We start from the raw sequence: 19,804 nt of genomic DNA, 5'->3' as shown, positions 1-19,804 counted from the left end.
TTTGGACCGGGACGGAGCCTACTCCGGACGCGGGTCGCTAGGCAAGAACACGCCGAGGGGTGCAGGAAGGCCTGAGCACATTTAGGAGAAACTTGATAAACTTCTCGAGGGTCGCTATCTTTCTCGAAGCGAGCACAAGTTCGCAGTAAGAAAGGGGAAACAAGTGAAGACACGCATGGATGATTCCATCAAGGAACTCGACGAGCTTCAGCCCGTCGTCTTCGGTCAGATCCTCGCCGCATGGGCGCACGGGGGCAAGGTCATCTAGTCAAGTCGGGACGGGGGTCTGTGGTTTTCCACGGACTCCCGTCTCCTCATTCGAGAACGAACAGCTGGGAGATGCTTTGCATTTTGAACAAGCTGCTGGTCACCTGCTTGAGGTGTTGCCAACAGTTCAGCCCGCCATGCGCGAACGCGCTGAAATTGTGCTTAGGCTTCACGAAAGAACTCTAGTGGCATTGCCGCCACGGACACTTTCCGCGCCGTACTATCTGACCGGCCTCGGCGTTCGTCTCTTCGAAGACCCTGCAATGTATTTCCGTGCATATCTCTCCAGGTCAAGACTGGTTGAAGAGTATTCCATTCAAGAAAGCCACAGCCACCTTCGCGCCGTGGATACCCAGGAGCTGGCAGAGCACCTGGACGCCTTTATTCTTCTCACGGGAGATTACGACACCGTCGCTGATGTCGTGCGTCTCAGGTACGCCCAAATTCTCGCCTCATCCGACTACCACTTGCAGATGTACGCCGCCACGGCCCTAGCGGCTGCAGGTGACTCAGGGTGTTTGCGGCTATACGACGAAGCGGAGCTCAGTTCGAGCTCCAGCGTCAACAAGATCGCTTGTCGGCACCGTAAGGCAGTCGCTTTGGTCAAGCGATTTGGCGATCCAGGGCGTGCTCGCGGGATTCTTGAGCAAGTACTTTCGGACCTGGACGAAGGAAACGAGAGTCTTCTGCTCACGACCAATGAGCGTCGGGGGCTTCGCTCCTTGGCGCTGAATGCGCTCGGCTTGGTGAGTGTGAGAGAGCGCAGCTTCCAGCGCGCACATACAGAGGTGCTGTCCGCGCTCCAAGAGGCGAAGCTGATCGCGGACGTGGCCGGCGAGACCGATGGCGAGCTGGCCAGGTACGTTGCGCAGGAGCACATCAACCTCGCCCAGCTCCTCGCTGGTGCGGGTGACCATCGAGGTGCGGTCGAGACTCTGGAGCAGAACGTCGAGTTCTGTGCCGACCTCGCGCCGAGCTACCTCGGAGAAGCCCGTGGGACGCTCGTCGGCGCGCTCTACAAGTCAGGATCACTCAAGCAAGCGCAACTTGCGCACGACCGCATGGAGGCTGATGTTCTGGGTGAAGACCTCGTGCCGGTCTAGAAGTTTCTATCGGGGGTTCTCGTGATCAAAATCGACCGTGTCTCACGCTCATTCGGCGCAGATCAGGCGCTCAAAGCCGTGACACTTGAGATCGCAGGCGGTGAGCTGCACAGTCTCTTGGGGCCAAACGGTGCTGGTAAGACCACGCTGTCCAAGATCGTCTCTGGTCTCTTGCTGCCCGACTCGGGTTCGGTGGCGATCGGGGGTCACGACATGGCTACTGATGCGCGATTGGCAAGAGCCAGCGTGGGCCTGGTCCTAGGTGGGGACGGGGGCTTTTACGGGCGCGCGACTGCGCGCGACAACTTGCTCTTCTTCGCCGACGTGGCCGGCCTCAGCTCGCAAAGAAGGCGTCCACGGGTTGAGGCTGTCCTTGAATCCGTGGCGTTAGCCGACCAGGGGCACAAGCGTGTGCGTGAGTACTCCAGAGGCATGAAGCAACGCCTGCATCTCGCTCGGGCGTTGCTTGCCGAACCGCCCGCGCTCGTGCTCGATGAAGTGACCAGCGGCCTCGACCCTGAGGTTGCCGTCGAGATCCGGTCGCTCATTCGGTCGCTGAGGACAAACGGCACAGCCATTCTTCACACCACCCACCTCCTGGGCGAGGTCGAGAGTCTGGCGAGCAAGGTGAGCCTCCTGAGGGCGGGTGAGGTGGCGTTCTCTGGCACGGTTGACGATCTCGTTGCGATCTCGGGCGTGGGATACGTGACGACTTTTTCGTCTCCCGATCGGTTTGAAGCTGTTCAGGCGCAGTTGGCCCCCTTGCCTCGAACAAACCTTGCGTCAGAGGTGAGAGAGTCCATGCGCTTCTTCACGTTGTCATGGACCGACAAGCCGGATGAGGAGGGCGTCGTCAAGCTTCTTGGGCATCGCCCCGCCGATCTCGTTTCAAGAGCAGCGACGCTTGAAGAGGCTTATCTGGTTCTCGTGCAAGCGAGAGAAGATTCGGTGTCTGATGCGTGATGTTCGGATGCTGTTCTTCCAGCTAAGACAGTTCGCCGCGAACTCGTACTTTCTCCAGCTAATGCTCACCGCCACTATTGTCTCTGTCGTCATGCAGTACCTGGTTCTGGCCGGTTCTGCCCAAAGCCCAGGGGGCGAAGAGTTGGTTTGGCTGCGGGCGGGGCTCGTGGGTGCTTGGACCGTTGCCACCAGTGCAGCCGGAATCCTCGGCTTCCAACGCTTTCAGGGCGTGCTTGTCCCTTTGTTTCAGTCGCCTCTTGGTGAATCTCGTGCGCTGTTTCCAGTGATCGCTGCGACTGCTTCGTTCGGTGTCTCCGCTGTCCCTGTTGCTGTGGTTGTCTCACTGATTTTCGGCCTCCCAGTGGTGGTCTCGGACGTGGGTGTCTTCCTCTTGGGTATGGTGTTGTTTGCGCTGGGGGCGGTTTCGATGTCGCTTGTGGTTGCACTCCTCTTTGTGCTCACTCCGAATGCGATCACCTATGAGGGTTTGTTGGCTATTCCCATTATCTTGCTCTCGGGAATTTTCGGGTATCCGGCCTCGGTTGCACCGGCGCTCGAAGGTGTCTCGACCTTGATCCCTATAGCCCCGGCCATTCGGGTGCTCGAGAGTTCACTTGCAGTCCGTGAGTTCGGCGCGCTGGACGCGATAGCGTCCGCTGTTTGCTCGATAGTTTGGTTGATGGCTTCAGGCTTCGCGATGCGGAGCGTTGCACGACGGGTGCGGCGCGATGCGAGCGTGGAGGTCTCCTGATGGCTCGCCTCATGCATGCGCTCCGTATGGCGCGGATCAACTCAGTTTCACTCGCTACCCCCGGTACTGCAGTCACCTCGCTTCTCCTCGTCCCCGCCTTCGAGGTGGTGCTTCTTGTGGTCGTGGCGCTTGGGCTGTCTGGTCGAATCGAGGTAGATACGGCCTACGCCTCAGTCGTGGTCGTGTGCGGAGGAACGATCATCGCGGGTGTCGTCGGCGAAATCACGAGAGACCGGAACATCGGCGTCCTGAGCGCGGTCATCAACCAGGGACTGAAGCAACCGCTCTACTTCCTATCGAAGGTGCTCGTGCCCGCCGTGAGCGGAATCGCAGTCGCTACGCCCGCCATTCTCCTTGTCTTTGTGGTTTCAGGGGGCGACGACTGGAACAAGCTGCTGTCGGTTCTCGTCATCCTTCTCGCGCTCATGGTGAGCGCTTCGTTCGTGGGCGTCGGTGCCGCGCTGCTCACCCTCGGGGGAAACGATCCCTACGCTGTGGGCAATGTTCTTCAGGCGGTGCTCGCAGTGGGTACCGGGGTGCTCCTACCGATCGGCCAGTACCCCATGGCACTCCGTATTCTCAGTGAAATCTTGCCGTTCACCGCGCTGGTACAGGGCATCCGCGACGGCCAGGTGCTCAGCGCCGTAACTCGCGAGGCGTTGACCGTCGGGGCATGGTCGGTTGTCGCGGCTTGTCTCGCGGGTTGGGTGCTTCATCGCTGGCGCTCCGGAAAGGTGAGGGAACTCTTGTGGTGAAGCTTGAAGCGCTGGGTTGGGATGCGCGCTGGCAGTTCCAGCTCGATACCTGGAGCGAGGCTCCGGGGGTCAGGGCTGGTCGAGTGTCTCGTGTTGATCGGGATGCTGTGTCGGTCCTGTCTGCCCGCGGAGTCGAACGCATGCAGGTGAGTGGTGCCGTGGTTGGGGATTGGGTTGCGATCGCTTCCGACGCAATCGAGATCCTGCCAGCGAGGACCGAGCTGCGACGAGGTGGCGACGCGCGTCGTGTCTCAGACTTGGCCATTGCCGCGAACATCGACACCGTGGTCGTCGTGGAGCCACTTGCACCGGATGCGAACAGGAACCGCATCGAGAGATTCGCGGTCCTCGCGACAAACTCTGGCGCGAAGACGCTGGTACTCCTCACCAAGCGTGATCTTGTCTCAGATCAGGCTGCCCAGGACGCCGTCCAACTCATCGCAAGCCTGGGACTGGAAGCTGTGGCTCTGAACGCCACTGATGTTGACGAGGTGCGCGCGTTCTCAGCCCGCATGTCCCCAGCAGAGACGTACGTATTCGTCGGCAGCTCGGGCGCCGGCAAGAGCACGTTGCTGGGCAGCGTTGTAGCTGGGCAGGAGTTGGCGACCAGTGAAGTCAGGGGGGACGGCCGCGGGAAGCACACGACGACGTGGCGGGAGCTTTTCCTGACCGACGCGGGAGCTCTCGTTATCGACACTCCCGGTGTTCGTAGCGTTGGAATGACGGGGGACATCGAGGGAATCGAGGCGTCGTTCGAGGACATCCAGGAACTCGCAGGGTTGTGTCGCTTCTCCGACTGCACTCACGAAGTCGAACCGGAGTGTGCGGTCCAGAGAGCCATCGAGCAGGGGGACCTGGACGAGGACCGACTTCGCAGATATCTGAAGCTGCGGAAGGAAGCCGAGTCGCACGCTGCCCGCGCAGCGGAGCAGGGGCGCGGCGGCGAGCGCGCGGCTACCAAGGGGCGCAAGCATGCCATGGGCGTTCTCATGCGCGCCAAGGGGCGGTAGGGCGGTACCCGGGGCTGCGCGAGCGCCTCGACGCCTGCCGGTACCGTCACGGCCGCCAACCGTCGATGCGCGGAGACGCGTGACCCTCTCGTTGCGCTCGCAAGACACGGAATCGAACGGGTGTCGAAGCGACCTTATCGAAGCTGCGGCTACTGCCTAAGCTGCCTTCTGCCGGTTTGATCCGACTGAGTTCATGCTTTCAGCCACGCGTTCCCGTCCCCAGGGCCGTAGGTGATCGGGCCGTCGCTGCGTCCGTTTCCCGTGCCCGCGACGGTAAAATTCTGACCTGCGTTGTTGATCGTCAGTGTCCCCATGTCGTTGCCGGAAATCCATTCGAACTCGATGTAGAACTCTACGAGCCCACTGTCGAGATCCATGAACGTGCGGAGCAGTAGCGGTTTCCCGGCTTCGACTGACCAAGCTGGGTCAACGCTCGGGGGTGTTTCGGCCGTGCCATATCTCGATCACCCTGCGGTCGTGGATCTCGCGAAGGGGCATCCCACTCCATCCGATCTCGCAAGGCTCGGCCCGACGCTTCTCGCCAACTGGCTCGTCGACGTGCCCCCTCCTCGCCGGTACTGACGAGCATGCCGAAAGTCGGCGTTAGAGCAACTAAACGATGAAAAGTTTCCTTTTAACGACAGCAGTGTGACATCGAGGCAACGGGTCGCTATGACTGTTGATGTCTGAACAGGTGAGCATCACGAATAAGGGGACTACTCAATGAACGACAACGACAGATCGGTACCGCGGCGAACTCTTGTGCACGGGGCAGCATGGTCAGTGCCTATCGTTGCCATGACAGCCGCAGCGCCGGCCTATGCGGCTTCACCACGTTGTGCCGTCCCGATTCGGTCAGTCAGTGCGACTGCGACGGTAGCTAATCTGAACTCGGCTCTGGCCGCCGTCCCAGCTTCTGTTCCAACTGGGGCCAGACGGATGCACTTCGTCGTCGTGGGCGGGCAAGGCGGTGGTCCTTTGGGGCGGGGCGCGCGCGTCGAAGGCGACATTCAGGTGGCTCCCGGCCAATCCGTCAGCCTCATTGCTGGAGCGGGAGGTGCGACTGGCTCATCCGGACGCGGAGGCAAATCTGCGTACGGAAACGGTGGCGACGGAGGGACTGGGTCCGAAGGGCTCAGGGGGTCCGGCGGAGGTGGAGCAAGCGCGCTCCTCCTCGGCGGAGGGCCGATCGTCGTCGCGGGTGGTGGGGGAGGAGCCTTCTACAACCGAGGACCTTCGAACGGCACTCCACAAGCCGGTCTGTATTCCGGCACTCTCTTCCAGAACTTCACCGCCACGTCCGGCGGATCATCGGCAACATCAAATGGCGGCTCTTCTCATGCCGGGATCACAGCTACAGGACTTTCCGGAAGTACCGGAGCGCTGGGGTGGATGGGTCAACGGCCCTCGACGAGCACTCCCCCTACCTCGAATCAGGTAGTCCTGATGACTGGTGGAGGAGGTGGGGGCAGCGCAACGGCACCGGGTGGTGCTGGAGGTCCGAACTGGGTCAGTGGGCCAAACTTCAGCGTGTCCTCATCTGTGTCCGGATTTTCAGGAAGCGGCAGCAACGGTGGCAATGGTGCTACGGACAGCGCATCGAACGGGGGCAGTGCTGGCGGTGGTGGCGGTGGTTACCGCGGTGGCGGTGGCGGCGGTTCAGCTGCGGCGACGTGGAACCAACCCCCAGCTCCTTACAATGGTCCGTATGGAATTGCCTCTGCTGGTGGAGGTGGCAGTAGCTACAGAAATGGCTCCTTCACCAACCTCACAATAGTGAGTGACACCCGGAGTGCGCCGTCGACAGGAACCGGAAACATGGGCTTCGTAGAGGTCACTTTCTACCCCTGCTAGTGGACCGTGCTCACACCCGCCGGCGGCCGTAATACTGGGCATGACACCAAGCTCTCCGCGAACCCTCACGTCAGTGATCGCCTCGAGTGGCGAACGACTATCGGCGACGATGACGTTCTGAATCCGGTTGGCGACTTCATCTTCAACCTCACCGAGGCAGGCTGGGCGGGGAAGCGGTGGAGATTGGTGTGTTGGTGCGGAACCGATCGTTCTTCACTTGGATGCCGTTTGAGGTGACGAGCCCCTGGAAACGTGACCCTGGACCGTACCGCCCGGGGGTCACGTCTTCGTCCGCGCTGCGTGTGAACACCGGGCGCGAGGTCCTGGAGCGGTTCCGGATGCCCCCAGATCAGACCTCTTCCACCAGGTAGCCCGCGGCGAGGAGTCCAGAGCGCAGCTCCTCTCTGCTGGAAACCACGAGCCCGTCGGCACCGAGGCGGTGGCGTGCTCGCTTGAGATGGGTTCGAACGGTGCCCGTCCCCAAGGCGAGGAGCTCAGAGATCTGTTGTGTTGTTGGTGCTGCCCGGCTTGCGAAGAGCGCGGCGATCTGCAGCTCGCGATCTGTGAGCCCTGGGCGAGGGAAGTCGTTGGATGAACTCGGCGGGCTTGCAAGTGCGGCCCGGAGCGTCCCCAGGAATTGCTCCCAAGTCGTGGTCGTTCGGCGAGCCACGAAGGACGCGCCCTCGAGACGCAACCGCGACTCGACAGTGGTGTCTTCGGAGTTCACCAACACTCCTACTCGAGTTCCCAGGCGGGTAATCGCTCGAACTTTCAGAACGGCAGGAACGTGATCGACTAACTCGGCGGAGAGCACGACCAGATCCGCGACCTCGGCGCGAGCCGCCGAGAAATTCACCCATGTCTTTGTTCGGCCACCCACCTCCCAGCTGCTGTCGGATGCCTCAGGCGAGTGGCGCAACGCATCCCAAATAAAAAAACTCTCATCAATGACCTCAATCAGGGTCATTCGCAATACACTTCAGCATCGGTTCATTTGTCCATTGAGATACCCGGGGGTTTGCGAAGATGCTGCGAGAGGGTCGAGCAAAAGTCGAGGTCACCCCGCGCTGGCTTGTCTGCACTGACCAGCGACTCGAAGGCGAGTCCCTGGGGCATGTGCTGACACGGCGCATGCCTTTCTTGCGTGATCCACTGGTCGCAACCATGCCAGCTGTTGCCCTTGAAGGGCCTCCTGTCCACTTTGCAGTTGTGAGTTCGAGTTTCACGACCCAGAATTCTCTCCCTCGATTCATCCGTGAACTCTCGTCCCGCGGGACCAGGGTTCTTCTCTCTACGAAAAACAGCACTTCAAGTGCCGCAGATGCCGCGGCTCTCGCAGGTGCCGCCGCCATCTATGACACCAACGGGGGAGTAAGTGAGTTCCTTGATGCAGTCAGATCCACGTTGGCGAATCCCAGCCCGAGTCCGGAGTCGATTGGCTCCACGTGGGGCGGTTCAGTCCGGGCGCGGAGCCTTGCACTCACCGTCGCTGAGCAGCGCGTCGTCGACACACTCTTCACCCCGGGCGCAACCACCGCGTCTACTGCGCTCACGCTGGGTCTCAGTGTGCAAACCGTGCGGAATCACTTGACGAACATACGAGGGAAGCTCACTGGCACCCCAACAAGCAACCTCACATCGCTTCGTTTCGCGCTTATCGAGGCTGGCTTGATTGACCATTACCCTAGGTCTACTAGTAAGAGTGGGGTAATGCGCGATCTGACGTAGGCTCAGGTGCTTTTCTTCAGGTGAGAAGGTTCACTTAGCGAAGGAAGCCCATGTCTGAGAATCAGGTTCCAACATCACCATCCAGGCGAAAGGTGATTCAAGGAGTGGCGTGGTCGGCACCAATCATCGCGACTGCCGTGGCCGCACCATTGGCGGCCGCGTCTGAGCGCTGGAATGTGGCGGTCGGTCAAGGGTGCCTCATTGGAGTTGTCGGCCTCGATCTGCTTCCTGGATTCCGCATTACGGAGACCACCAATACACTGCCGCCCGCAACCCTGACGTTCACGCAGTCAATTGTCTACTCCGGTTCTTACAACTTCGTCTTTTCGGCCGGCGAGGGTGTCCAGCGCACTGCAGCGCAAGCGATCGGGACGACAAACCTCGGCCTGTACTTCGTCGCCGGAATCGTGAGTTCTCTCAGCAGCAATGCAACCGCGACCGCTTTCAGCGGAAGCTTGGCGAGCTCCACCTACCAGGAGACCAGTCGAGGGCCGAACGGTCTCGGCGGAACCCGAGTGGACTTCACGATGACCCGGAGCCGCACCATCACCGTCACGAATCTGGGTGCAGGTGGATCTGCCGGTATCGGCTACCTGATCAGCGCCGGCGTCACGCTTCCAGGAGCGTCTGTCCGGAACGTACTCACCGCCAACCCTGGTTCTGGGGGTCTCATCACCACGGACAACTCCGCGACACTCGACTGGGATCTCCTCAGCCTCGGCTGCTGACCAGGTCTTCGGTCTCCGACGCCGCGACTGACGAACGCAGGCCGCCCTCGGGCGGACGCGGGCGAGTCCAACTCGGGTCGGCCCGGCTTGCCGCGTGCCGTCTCGAGCGAGGGGACGCGTGGGTCGGAGGCCTGCCTGATGAAACATATGCACTGGTTTCCGCCGGGTTCTGGGGGAGAGTTGCTGCGCATTTTCGACCGGCACCACGACGGTAGGCATCAGGCTGTCGAAACGCACTCCGGACGGAATGTTCTGGCGCACATCGGGCTGATTTGACCAGCCCAGGATCAGTCGAGCGACTCGGTGCCCGTTGTGGCCCAGCTCTTGCCGAGGACGGCGACCGCGTGAGTCCGGGCATAGCATGATCATCTCCGCGCCGGGGCTTCACGGCACGACAGTCAACCCACGCGGGGAGCAGGGGAGCACCTGAGGCATGGATACCTATGATCAGCGCGGCGCCCGAGGTGTCAGCCTGGCTGGCGATGCAGCTCTGGCCTGGTTCGCTCGCGGGCAGTGCGACGCCTTCCCACAAACTCTGCCGCTGCGCCTGCACGCCGACTACTCGCATGTGCACGGGTTCCTGATCACTCGTATCTGGCACACACCGGTCCGTCTCGACCTGGTCGCGGACCCGGTGCCCGATGACCGATTGACCGTGATCGTCCCGGTAAGCGGAGTGCGAGTGCTGACGACGCAGAAGGGCCGCTTCGAGATCGCGCCCGGCCAAGTCGTGCTCAGTCGGCGGAGGCAGATGCTCTCGTTGGAGACCAGCGCGCCCTCCTCGATGATCACGCTGGCCACGGATGCTGCGCGTCTGCCGGGGCTCAGGGGCATCGACGCGCTCATGGACACCACGCTGACGGCGGATTCTGGCCTCGTGTCCGTCCTGGTCTCTGCCGTGAACGCCACGCTCAAAGCGCCCCAGGAGACAGAAAGCAACGCATTCGCACCCTGGCGACGCAGCCTCGAGTACATGCTCACCGCTGTCATCGACTCCACGCTCGATGAGCGCAGCAACCCCCTCGATCAACCCACCACGAGCATCCTCGAGCGCGCCTTGCGAGCCATCGACGACCGAGCGCACGATCCTGCCTTCGGCGTTGCCGCCCTCTGCGAGGACCTGCACGTCTCGTCCACCAGTCTGCACCGGGCCTTCAAGAACGTTGAGATGAGCCCAGGTGTGTATCTCCGAAACGTTCGGACAGGGCTCGCTGTCGATGTGCTCACCAGACAGGGCTCCCCGATTACCGAGTCGATGCTGCGCATGGTCGCACCGGGTGTGGGCTTCGGAACGAGCCGATCACTGAGAAGAGCGCTGCAGGCCAACGAAGAGGGGCGACGGCTCATCAGCGGCACCGGCCAGCACCGCGAGGATGGGAAAGAAGCTCTCGAAGTGCATCCTGGTTCGAGCTGACGCGGTCGATCGCCGTGCAGCGTCGCCGACCGGCCATGCGACCTGCGATGTGAAGTGCATGCATACGCATTCAACGCGGTTGTAGCTTCAACAGGTCATAGACCCCCACCCTGCGCAGCGCGGGTGAGTGCGGATTCTGTCTCTGCCACGTCGTAGAGCACCCACTCCAGAACCCTGCTGCAGCGCCCTGTGGCCGTCACCGCAGCCTGAATCCGGAGCACCCATGTCATCCCGCACCCCCGAGCCCACGTCTTCCGCTTCGACCAGCCGCCGCACCGTCCTCAGTGCCGCCGCGTGGAGCGTTCCCGTCATCGCCCTCGCAGTCGCCGCCCCAGCTCGTGCAGCGTCGACGCTCGCTCCCGTCCCGGGCATCAACGGATGGATCCAGTTCGGCTACCCCACCTCGAGCAGGGGGACCGCGCGGGTCACGCTGGACGCCCGCGGTCGGTACCCGGAGCGCGGCCTCTGGATCAACGACACCACCGCGGCGACGAAGGTCACGGACATGCACCTTGCCTTCCACTTCCCAAGCGCCGCCGGCGACCTGTCGTTCGCGGAGGAAGGAACCTCGGCCTGGTCGCCGCTCGTGAAGGTCGGGACGATCGCCATCGACGGTGCCCGATACAACAGCTACCGCTCCGACTACACCGCGAAGCTCCCGCTCTCGCCCGGCCGGACGCTCATCCCCAACGACTTCTCCTTCCGATCCACCAGGAGCGTGGCCTGGAGTGGAGCCCGTCCCTACATCGACCGGTTCGTCACCATCGATGGCACTGCGCAGTCCTTCCGGCGCCAGGTTGGCGGCAACGGTGACGTGCTCGCCACGGCGCCCTACTCCGGGACGCGACAGACGCGTCTCTCACAGGCCGAGGTGGCTCCTGCATCGGTTGATGGTGCCCTCGAGGATGCGGAGATCGCCAGCGTCGTCGCGTGATCTGAAGACGCCGGGGTTCGGTTCGGCGCAGGTGCGCGGGGCGGCTGGTTCGTCCCCGCGAACGGACGGGAACGAACCAGCGTCGAGCATCATCTCGCCCCAACGTGATGCTGCTCGAACTCGGGCCTACTCCCCAAAGCGCCCGAGAGGTCACCGCAACGCTGTCGCGTGTCGCAGGTGCGTGGCCATTGTGGCGTGGAGGCGACTGCAGCGCGGGGCCGGATCACATCCGATGTCGCATCGGCGATACGTCGCCGTTGGAAGCGGGTCTGGCTGTCACGCACCACAATGGGTGAAGGTCGACGAAGCGCAGGCGTCGGAGCAAGAGGCATGACGCACCTGCAGAACCGTTGGACAAGTCGGAAGGACTCGGCAGGACGAGTCGATCGACACCGATGCACTGGGCACCTCACCTATCGACTGGACCTTCTTGAAGCAGAGAACTGTTGCCGCCACCTTCGGAGTGGTGATGCTGCTCAGCAGCGCCCTCACTGCCACGATCGACCCGGAACCTCCGCTCTCCTTCGTCTCAGCAGTAGCCGTCGGCATCCTAGGCCTCGGTTTCCTGATCGCAGCTTTCCTGGAACGATCCGCGAAGCTCTTCAGGCCTTACCCCCGATCTGTGGCTTGGGTGGCCGTCGGCTTTGGGACGCTCGGGTTGATCCTCGGCCTCACGAACATGGCCCTCAATCTCGGGCAGGTGAGCTCTTGGTTGCCCCTGGTGCCGCTCACCGGCGCCCTGCTGGCCATGGGCGTCTGGAGTCTGCGGATGCGAACGAAGCCGTAGCGACCCACGCGATGCAGACCGCGTCGCGCGTCGGCGGCTCCGCAGACTGGGTTTCGCGTGGTTGTCAAGGGGCTGGGTGGATATATATAGCTAGCTAAACTAGCTATATGACTTCGGAGACAATCGATCGCACGTCAGCGGTGGCACCGACCCCTCCTGCTTCTGAGGACTACTGGGCGTCGTACGAGCGCCGCGTGATGCCGCGTGAGCTCTTGGCTCTCGGTGCAGTAGGCATCACCATGAGCATTGGTATCGCCGTTGCTATCGCTGCATTCTTCTGACATCCAGCAGCAGCTCGAAACAAGAGTGCTCAGGAAGCACCCACAAACGCGAGGCGGCGCTCGCCCGAGACCGTGACGACACAGCCGTTCTTCGCGATGACACACCGGCCACATTCGGGGTGAGTACGGACGTCGAGCTGTTTCCATGCCGCGGAAATATATGGTTTGGCCCAGCAAGTCCCGACTACCGGCGCGGGATCTTCACGGCGTCGTGGGCACGGAGGCTTCTCAGAATGAATGCGGAACTCGACATTGCTCTGTCTGGCGATCATGCGGGCGAGTGGCTGGAAGCTCATGGCGTGCAGCCGATAGCACTCGGCGAGGACTTCCGGCTCTACGCGGATCTCATCTCCAGTCCCAGCATCAGCGTCACCCGGATCTGGCACACGCCCATGGAAGTCCGGGTCCGCCCGACGCACGAGACCGGCCTTGATCGCGTCTATCTGAGCTTCATGATGCGCGGAACCCTCAGCGTCATCGAAGAAGAAGCAGCAGAGTCGCCGCAGACTGGAACACCTCCGATCTTCGTCCACGACACGGCGCTTCCCGCCGGGATCCGCACCGAGGAGGAATCGAGCAGGTTCGTCTTCGGTATCCGGCGATCAAAGATCGAGGCTGTTCTGGGGGCGGATATCTCCGACAGCCGCCCGCGTATCCCGGACGCGAGCCTGCGACGCGTTGCTCTCGCCGCCGCTGCAGCTTCCTTCGATGGCCAGCTCGAGGAAGACACACTTCCCTTCCTGGCCTGGCGAAACGCGATCGAGACGCTGGTTGTCGCCGCTCTTCGGTCGACGATGCAAGCTGCCGGCCCATCGGGGGCGCTCCTGCAGCGTGCACAGCAGCTCATTCTGGACCACGCGAGCGAACCCGATTTCTCGGTCGCCGAGCTCGCCAGCCGGGTGGGAATCTCCACTTCGCACCTGCACCGCGTCTTTCGCACCATCGACACGACTCCGGCGACGGCCCTCCGCGAAAGGCGCCTCAGCCTTGCTCGCGACCTCATGACTGCTCAAGCAACCCCTCAGGATCTGAAGGCGATCGCACTTCAGGCTGGCTTCAGAAGCCTGCGCATGCTCCAGTACGCGAGGCGGATGTACGCACACGAGAATGCCGTTGCTGGCCGGTAGCAGTGCTCTTGCTCCCCGTTCGCGCCGTTCGGGTCCGGTCCACTGCTCGGTCAGAGGAGCGCGGAGAGGCGCTTCTTGCGGCGGTTCTGACTGACGATCCAAGCGATATCTCGATCCGCGGGGTCGAGTGCGAGGAACGCCGTCAATCCCGTGGTGGGGCTCGCTGCGACGGCGATGCTCCAGCAGTATCCGAGTGCCTGACGCAAGGTTCGCGCGTCTGCGTTCCTCCTCCGAGCCCCTGACAACGCCGCGTACTGCTCGGTGCCGTGTTCGCAGGCCGTGAGCGCCGCATCGGCGACCTGCGGATTCTTGAGGAGGCGGGGCTCGCAGATAGCGGCGATGGCGGCTCGCTGCCTGAGTGGGTGGGGGTCGTCGGCCCAGTCCTGCACGATGCGCACGAGGGTTTCCGGATGCTCGTCTCCAAGCAGTTGGAGTCCGATCGCCACGCCTTCTCTCACCCTCCACCGTTCGTCCGTCGCCAGTGTCCGGGCGCGAGCTTCGAATTCCGGTTCGCTGGAGCCGTAGGAGAGGGCGGCCGCCGCACACATCGCCGTGTATTCACTCCTATCCCTCAACAGGAGCTCGATGGTGAGGGCGTCAGCCGTGCTGGCGACCGCAGAGGCGAGTGAGAGGTTGGCCCGAGGCCCCGGAAGCCCCGAGTTCTCCTCAAGGAACGCAGGCCAGTCTTCCCGCGCGAGTGGGCGAAGCTGGGAGGTCCATGTCGGTGCGGCCATGGTCTGACCCTACGAGGCGAGAGAGCCATTGCCCCACGCGAGCAGGGGTTAGAAATCTGACCGATGAGATGGGGAACCCCCATCTCATCGGCCAGGGGGCGGGGAAGCTCGATTCGACCCTTCTCGGGGTCGGTCGGGTGCAGCCGCCAGGGAACGGATCAGGCGTCGACGACGATGGCCGTGACGATCGGCTCTCGGCGATGGCGGCGCAGGAGCCACTGGGAGACCGCCCGCGTGATCAGCTTCTCGAGCCCTTCCGGGGTCAAGCGAGCGCCGTTGGAGCGGGCCTTCGTGATCGCCGCGGAGATGGTGTTCCGGGCGTTGCTCTGCCAGCCGGGCTCTTCCACGAAGCCCTTGGCGAAGAACTCGAGCTCTTCGACGAGTTCCTGCGTGCGCTCGTCGTAGATCGCGAGAATCGTGAGCGCGCCTTCTTCCGCGAGTACCCGTCGATCATCGAGAGCGGCGTCGGTCGCGACGCCCATAGTGGTGCCGTCGACGAAGATGTGGGGTGCCGGGATCCGGCCGCTGACGCTCGTCACGCCGCGTCGGAGATCGACGGAAACCCCATCCTCGATGATGTGGACGCGGTCCCGCGGGATCCCGGTCCGAACGGCGATCTCAGCGTTGGCCGTGAGGTGACGCCACTCGCCGTGCACGGGCAGGACCGCGGTTGGCGAGAGGATGTTGTAGCAGTAGGCGAGCTCGCCGGCGCTGGCGTGTCCGGAGACGTGCACCTTCGCATTGCCTTTGTGCACGACCGTCGCGCCCCACCGGATGAGCGCGTTGATGACGCCGTAGATGGCGTTCTCGTTGCCCGGGATCAGCGAGCTCGCGAGCAGGATCGTGTCGCCTTCACCGACCGTGATGATGTGCTCGCGGCGCGCCATGCGCGAGAGCGCCGCCATGGGCTCACCCTGCGAACCAGTGCACACGAGGACGGCTTGCTGGGCGGGCAGCTTCTCCAGGCGCTTGAGGTCCACGATGATGCCCGCCGGCACCTTGAGGTACCCGAGACGCCCCGCGATCTCCATGTTGCGCACCATGGAACGCCCAACGAACGCGACCTTGCGGCCGTGCCGTTCCGCGGCATCCAGAATCTGCTGAATGCGATGGATGTGGCTCGCGAAACTCGAGACGACGATGCGCTTCGGTGCGTTCCGGAACACCTCGTCGATGGCGGGCGCGAGGTCCCTCTCGGACGTCGTGAAGCCCGGAACGTCAGCGTTCGTGGAGTCGACGAGGAACAGGTCGACCCCCTCATCAGCGAGGCGGGCGAATCCACCGAGGTCAGTGAGTCGGTTGTCGAGCGGGAACTGGTCCATCTTGAAGTCACCAGTGTGGAGGACGAGGCCCGCTTCCGTGCGGACCGCGACGGCGAGACCATCCGGAATGGAGTGGTTCACGGCGAAGAACTCCAGATCGAATGGCCCCATCTTGACCCGGTCGTTGGCCTCGACCTGGGACGTCGGGGGCTTGATGCCGTGCTCGGCCAGCTTCGCGGTGATGAGCGCCAACGTGAGCTGCGATCCCACGATCGGGATATCCGCGCGTTCCTTCAGCAGATACGGGACACCGCCGATGTGGTCCTCGTGGCCGTGCGTGAGCACGATCGCCACGACATCGCTCAGGCGGTCTCGGATCGCGGCGAAGTCCGGGAGGATCACGTCGATGCCCGGCTGATTCTCCTCGGGGAACAGCACACCGCAGTCGATGATGAGGAGCTTGCCGCGGTATTCGAAGACCGTCATGTTCCGGCCGATCTCCCCGAGGCCTCCGAGTGGAGTGATACGCATCGCATCACCGGGGAGGCGCTTCGGCGCTGAGAGTTCGAGGTTGTGCTTCGAAGTGTTCTTCATGGGTACTTTCTACAGAGTCTGGGCGGGCGGTGACCCGGTGTGGGGCCGCACGCAAGGTGTGGGTCGAGCGAAGTCGGTTGCCGGCGAGCCGCGAGCTACGACCAACACCAGGCACGTTCGACCAGGAGGAGGACATTGGCACTCCGGCCGCTTCGTTGCTGGCGAAGATAGCTCTGCGGCTGGCTTGAACGCCGTTCGATTTCCGTGCTCACCGCGGGGAATCGCCGTGGCACAGCTGGGCGGCTGAACCGTTGCTCGCCCCTACAGCCTAGGCGCGCCTGCTGAGTCCGCGGGTCATGAGCGCTGCGCCTGGACGCAGCGACCTGCGCCCCGAAAGCCGTGCGCCTGTCTGGCGGCGGCAGTACAGGTGAAGCGACTGAGCGCGCCTGGCAGCGGGGAGAGGTGGAGTCAGAGTTCGCCACATCGCTTTCCCCGAGAATCTCCAGTCGCGCGGATCGACGTCGAACACCAACCTCAGGCCGCCAGTTCGTGCTTGCTCGACTCGGTAATCTCGGATCGCTTCTTGCGTCTTCGGACCATTTGCGCACGTTTCGGTCACGCAGGTCGAATACGGGATCTCAGTTGGCCACGATCGCTGGCACCGCCGTTAGGTTCGCTCGAGAAGACAGCGGGTTTCCCGAGACACGGGGGTAGAGATTTCGCTGGAGGGGTTAGGAAGAACACACATGCAGAACTCGTCTCAAAAAACCGGTGACAGGCTCATCGGCCGTCGAAACGTCGTGCAGGGGGCGGCGTGGGCGGCGCCAGTCGTGGCCTTCGCGGTCACTGCCCCACAGGCGGTGGCTTCACCCTGCGATCCGATCGATGCAACGCTCACCGCGACGTGGGCGCAGCTGCAGCCCGAGGTGCCATTCTTCACGGAAACGCTCTCAGGAGCACCGTGGGGCACGCGGACCAACGATTCCCAGACGTACGGCTCCGTGTATACATCGGTTAACTTCTCGAATACTGGCGTCGATGCCGTTCCAGCGGGTGGACTTGTCGTCTTCGTGGGGCTTACCTCAAACCCGGGGACTCGGAATGCGGATGCTACGCCCTTCTCAGGATTCGAGAGTTCCCCCTTCGTGAGCGACGACTGGGAGTACATGGACACCACGATCAGTGACGGCCCATCGGAGATGGGGGGATACCTCAGTCGATTCGACGTCAAGCAGTACCGATACAAGAAGCCCCTGGCCCCCGGCGCTACGACCTCGGGCATCCAAACCTGGGCGATCCCGTCTTCGCCGCGGCCCAAGCGCGAGGATTACGGCTCCAACTGGACGGATTCGCCCCCAGCGATCGGCGCAAACTACGGTCAGGTCTTCGGCGCGGGCGGGAGCTACTTCACCTGCCGAGATGGGTCGTCGAGCCCTGTGAACGTCTCCAGCGAGGAAGTGCTCTCGGACAAGTGGGGGGTCTTCTACCCGAATGCCTGAGCACCGCGGAGTGCCGTGGAGTCCGTTGCCGTCGGCTCGAGGGCATCGTGTGATCTTGTCCTCGTGTTGAGACCAGTCTGACCACGACATCCGAAGGCGAGCGAGCCTCGAGGAGCATTGCTGATGCTCCTCGAGGCTCGCTCGCCTTTGTCTCGTGCTCCTGCCTCGCACACCCCCACCGCGACGTGAACGAAGCAGGCTGTGGCCAAAAAGTCGCAACCCTGAGTCCGAGCCGACCGCCGTCAGTACGTTTGTGAGCTGTCAGTAACTTCCCCGGGAAGTGCAACGTGAATCAAAGGAACATGAAACCGATGTCGCCAGTCGAACGCAGGACTTTGCTGACGGGAGCCGCGAGGACGTCGCCCGTCTTTGCCAGACCCATCGCCGAACCGCTCTCAGCCGCGTCAATGAGAGTCGTCGACGGTGCTTCTGCGTCCAGCAACCGGCCACTCGGAGCGCCTGATGAGACCAATTCGGCTGAGTCGGGACGAACATGTGCCCTCGCGGACGACCACGCGAGTACCGCGAGCGGCATCGCAACGGGACTCACCTTCGACATCCCGGGCGCCGCATAGGAAGACTGGAGAAGCTGGCGGACCGACGCGATGATCGCCTCTGTCCCAGCGGGCGACGAGGGGTGTGCGGCTCGAGACTTCTTGGCTGAGGCCCGCACCTCGCCAGGCCACTCACCGCGACCAGCGTGGTGTCGAGCTCTCGCTCGTGTGCCCCACGGTTGTTCGGAGCGGCCCGCGCGGAACGCTCACGCACGTGACTGGTCCCCAGCGATCTGAGCAGGCTCATCGTCATGCTCACGTGGCCGCACAACTCGGTCGGATAACCACACGACAAGGGCTCGACTCTCGCACGTCGATGAGCGGGGCGGGCCATTTCACGTCGTGCCGCAGTCGGAGTACCGAACCCGCCAGCTGGTTCTGTCCTCCCACAGACATGACCGCAGTTCTCGTTGCTGAACGTGATCTGCAGGAGAAGCGATAGAGGTGACACTGATATGGGTGACCGCTCATATTTTTCAGAGATACACGGCTGGCAAGCATTGCCAGGGCTACGTGGGTACGAGAATACGTTCGTAGGAACACTGCCCGAAGATGCATTTGAATCTTCCGGAGTTTTTGTCCGCGAATATTACGAACCGGCCCACTCGGAGGTGCAGCTTCTCCGGTTCAACAATTTCCTCGTGACGAGGCTCCGAACGCGTCCCGTCGTTCTGGAATGGCCTCGCACACGTCTGCCCGCAAGACGGCGATTCGCATTCGTCCTCGTCAACCAAGGCGAAGTCGCGTTCGCTGGTGACAGCTTGAAGGGCACCCCAAGCGCCACAGGTGTTGGCATGGCGCTCCCGGGGCACGAGCCACTCACCATTGAGGTGGTCGGCGTCACGGAGATGATCCTCTTCACGTTCGACCAGGACGAGATCTCGCCGTTGCAGGCGAATCGGGTTCCCAATGTGACGGACGTTTCCAGTTCACCACTCTTCACGGCGACCTATCACTTCCTGAGCAGGCTCCTCAGCCAGTCTCCTGACGCCGACCAGATGACAGCGAACTCCATTCGCGAGCTGCTTCGCTCCTTCGCCCGCGCACTTGTTGTGGAGTCGACCCGAGAGAACATCGAGGAACCGGATGATCTCTTCGAGCGCGTCAAGGAGCTGGTCAGCTCTCGGTTCTCCAACCTCGACTTCGGACCCCCGGAAATCGCGAGGGAGCTTGGCGTCTCGACGAGGTCGCTTCAGCGAGCCGCGGAAAGGCAGGGAGCGAGCGTCGCCAAGATGCTGAGGTCAGCGCGAGCAGACCGGGCTCGGCATCTGCTTCTCACTCGACCGCAACTCAACCTCGATGTGGTCAGCAAGATGAGCGGGTTCAACTCCGTCGGATCGATGCGTCGTGCCCTGCTCAGCACCCACGGGATGACTCCGAAGGATGTGCGAGCGCCTGATGTCAGCGCACCTTCAGCTGATCCGCCTTCGGACCCGCCTGCTGACTTCGTGCTCTGACCGCGGGGCGGCGTGAGGCCGCCGGCTCCCTGCTCCGCGTGGTGACGGAGTAGGGAGCCGGC

17 protein-coding genes are annotated in these 19,804 nt (G+C 62.8%); 13 read left to right on the top strand and 4 right to left on the bottom strand.

The window, feature by feature from the left end:
- Positions 1-344 precede the first annotated feature (344 nt).
- The 5 genes from C5E07_RS10515 to rsgA are packed head-to-tail and all read left to right on the top strand — an operon-like array spanning position 345 to position 4,849.
- Entirely contained in the window at positions 345-1,370 is a 1,026-nt protein-coding gene (locus C5E07_RS10515; RefSeq protein WP_146080571.1) for a hypothetical protein, read from the top strand.
- A gap of 21 nt (positions 1,371-1,391) precedes the next feature.
- Positions 1,392-2,333: an ABC transporter ATP-binding protein gene (locus C5E07_RS10510; protein ID WP_104242439.1), complete on the top strand. Its 942-nt coding sequence runs from the start codon at positions 1,392-1,394 to the stop codon at positions 2,331-2,333.
- Positions 2,326-3,084, top strand: a complete 759-nt coding sequence (locus tag C5E07_RS10505; protein WP_181057928.1) for an ABC transporter permease — start codon at positions 2,326-2,328, stop codon at positions 3,082-3,084. The genes C5E07_RS10510 and C5E07_RS10505 overlap by 8 nt, the downstream gene beginning before the upstream one ends.
- Positions 3,084-3,839, top strand: coding sequence for an ABC transporter permease (locus C5E07_RS10500; RefSeq protein ID WP_104242436.1), 756 nt, complete (start codon positions 3,084-3,086; stop codon positions 3,837-3,839). Before C5E07_RS10505 ends, C5E07_RS10500 begins: the two co-directional genes overlap by 1 nt.
- The gene (gene rsgA, locus C5E07_RS10495; protein ID WP_181057926.1) at positions 3,833-4,849 is read left to right on the top strand and encodes a ribosome small subunit-dependent GTPase A; all 1,017 of its coding nucleotides are present in this window, start codon (positions 3,833-3,835) and stop codon (positions 4,847-4,849) included. Before C5E07_RS10500 ends, rsgA begins: the two co-directional genes overlap by 7 nt.
- A gap of 191 nt (positions 4,850-5,040) precedes the next feature.
- Here rsgA and C5E07_RS10490 read toward each other — a convergent pair whose 3' ends face one another.
- Together C5E07_RS10490 and C5E07_RS10485 are read right to left on the bottom strand one after the other, a co-directional pair.
- Positions 5,041-5,226: a hypothetical protein gene (locus C5E07_RS10490; protein WP_104299392.1), complete on the bottom strand. Its 186-nt coding sequence runs from the start codon at positions 5,224-5,226 to the stop codon at positions 5,041-5,043.
- Positions 5,227-7,052: 1,826 nt separating this feature from the next.
- Positions 7,053-7,670 (bottom strand): LuxR C-terminal-related transcriptional regulator, encoded by a 618-nt coding sequence (locus C5E07_RS10485; protein ID WP_104299391.1) that lies wholly within the window; start codon positions 7,668-7,670, stop codon positions 7,053-7,055.
- 811 nt (positions 7,671-8,481) lie between these two features.
- On the opposite strand from C5E07_RS10485, the gene C5E07_RS10480 reads away from it, so the two are divergent.
- The 6 genes from C5E07_RS10480 (at position 8,482) to C5E07_RS10460 (ending at position 13,702) form a co-directional block, all read left to right on the top strand.
- Positions 8,482-9,159, top strand: coding sequence for a hypothetical protein (locus C5E07_RS10480; protein ID WP_104299390.1), 678 nt, complete (start codon positions 8,482-8,484; stop codon positions 9,157-9,159).
- A gap of 433 nt (positions 9,160-9,592) precedes the next feature.
- Positions 9,593-10,573: an AraC family transcriptional regulator gene (locus tag C5E07_RS10475; protein WP_104299389.1), complete on the top strand. Its 981-nt coding sequence runs from the start codon at positions 9,593-9,595 to the stop codon at positions 10,571-10,573.
- A gap of 223 nt (positions 10,574-10,796) precedes the next feature.
- Positions 10,797-11,507, top strand: a complete 711-nt coding sequence (locus C5E07_RS10470) for a hypothetical protein (RefSeq protein WP_104299388.1) — start codon at positions 10,797-10,799, stop codon at positions 11,505-11,507.
- Positions 11,508-11,937: 430 nt separating this feature from the next.
- Complete coding sequence (locus tag C5E07_RS10465) at positions 11,938-12,294, top strand: hypothetical protein (protein ID WP_146080570.1); 357 nt, start codon at positions 11,938-11,940, stop codon at positions 12,292-12,294.
- Between the two features lie 107 nt (positions 12,295-12,401).
- A complete protein-coding gene (locus C5E07_RS19495) occupies positions 12,402-12,575 on the top strand; it encodes a hypothetical protein (RefSeq protein ID WP_181057924.1) in 174 nt (57 codons plus the stop codon).
- Between the two features lie 233 nt (positions 12,576-12,808).
- On the top strand, positions 12,809-13,702 hold the full coding sequence (locus tag C5E07_RS10460; protein ID WP_104299386.1) for an AraC family transcriptional regulator: 894 nt from the start codon (positions 12,809-12,811) through the stop codon (positions 13,700-13,702).
- 50 nt (positions 13,703-13,752) lie between these two features.
- On the opposite strand, the gene C5E07_RS19990 is transcribed toward C5E07_RS10460, so the two are convergent.
- Complete coding sequence (locus C5E07_RS19990; protein WP_104299385.1) at positions 13,753-14,436, bottom strand: HEAT repeat domain-containing protein; 684 nt, start codon at positions 14,434-14,436, stop codon at positions 13,753-13,755.
- Between the two features lie 158 nt (positions 14,437-14,594).
- On the bottom strand, positions 14,595-16,292 hold the full coding sequence (locus C5E07_RS10450; protein WP_104299384.1) for a ribonuclease J: 1,698 nt from the start codon (positions 16,290-16,292) through the stop codon (positions 14,595-14,597).
- 1,085 nt (positions 16,293-17,377) lie between these two features.
- On the opposite strand from C5E07_RS10450, the gene C5E07_RS19650 reads away from it, so the two are divergent.
- The gene (locus tag C5E07_RS19650) at positions 17,378-17,731 is read left to right on the top strand and encodes a hypothetical protein (RefSeq protein ID WP_181062318.1); all 354 of its coding nucleotides are present in this window, start codon (positions 17,378-17,380) and stop codon (positions 17,729-17,731) included.
- Positions 17,732-18,740: 1,009 nt separating this feature from the next.
- Positions 18,741-19,742, top strand: a complete 1,002-nt coding sequence (locus C5E07_RS10440; RefSeq protein ID WP_104299382.1) for a helix-turn-helix domain-containing protein — start codon at positions 18,741-18,743, stop codon at positions 19,740-19,742.
- Positions 19,743-19,804: the final 62 nt, after the last annotated feature.

The sequence above is a fragment of the Pseudoclavibacter sp. RFBJ3 genome, from assembly GCF_002931375.1.
GTDB lineage: Bacteria > Actinomycetota > Actinomycetes > Actinomycetales > Microbacteriaceae > Pseudoclavibacter.
This window is presented reverse-complemented; position numbering and strand designations above follow the sequence as displayed.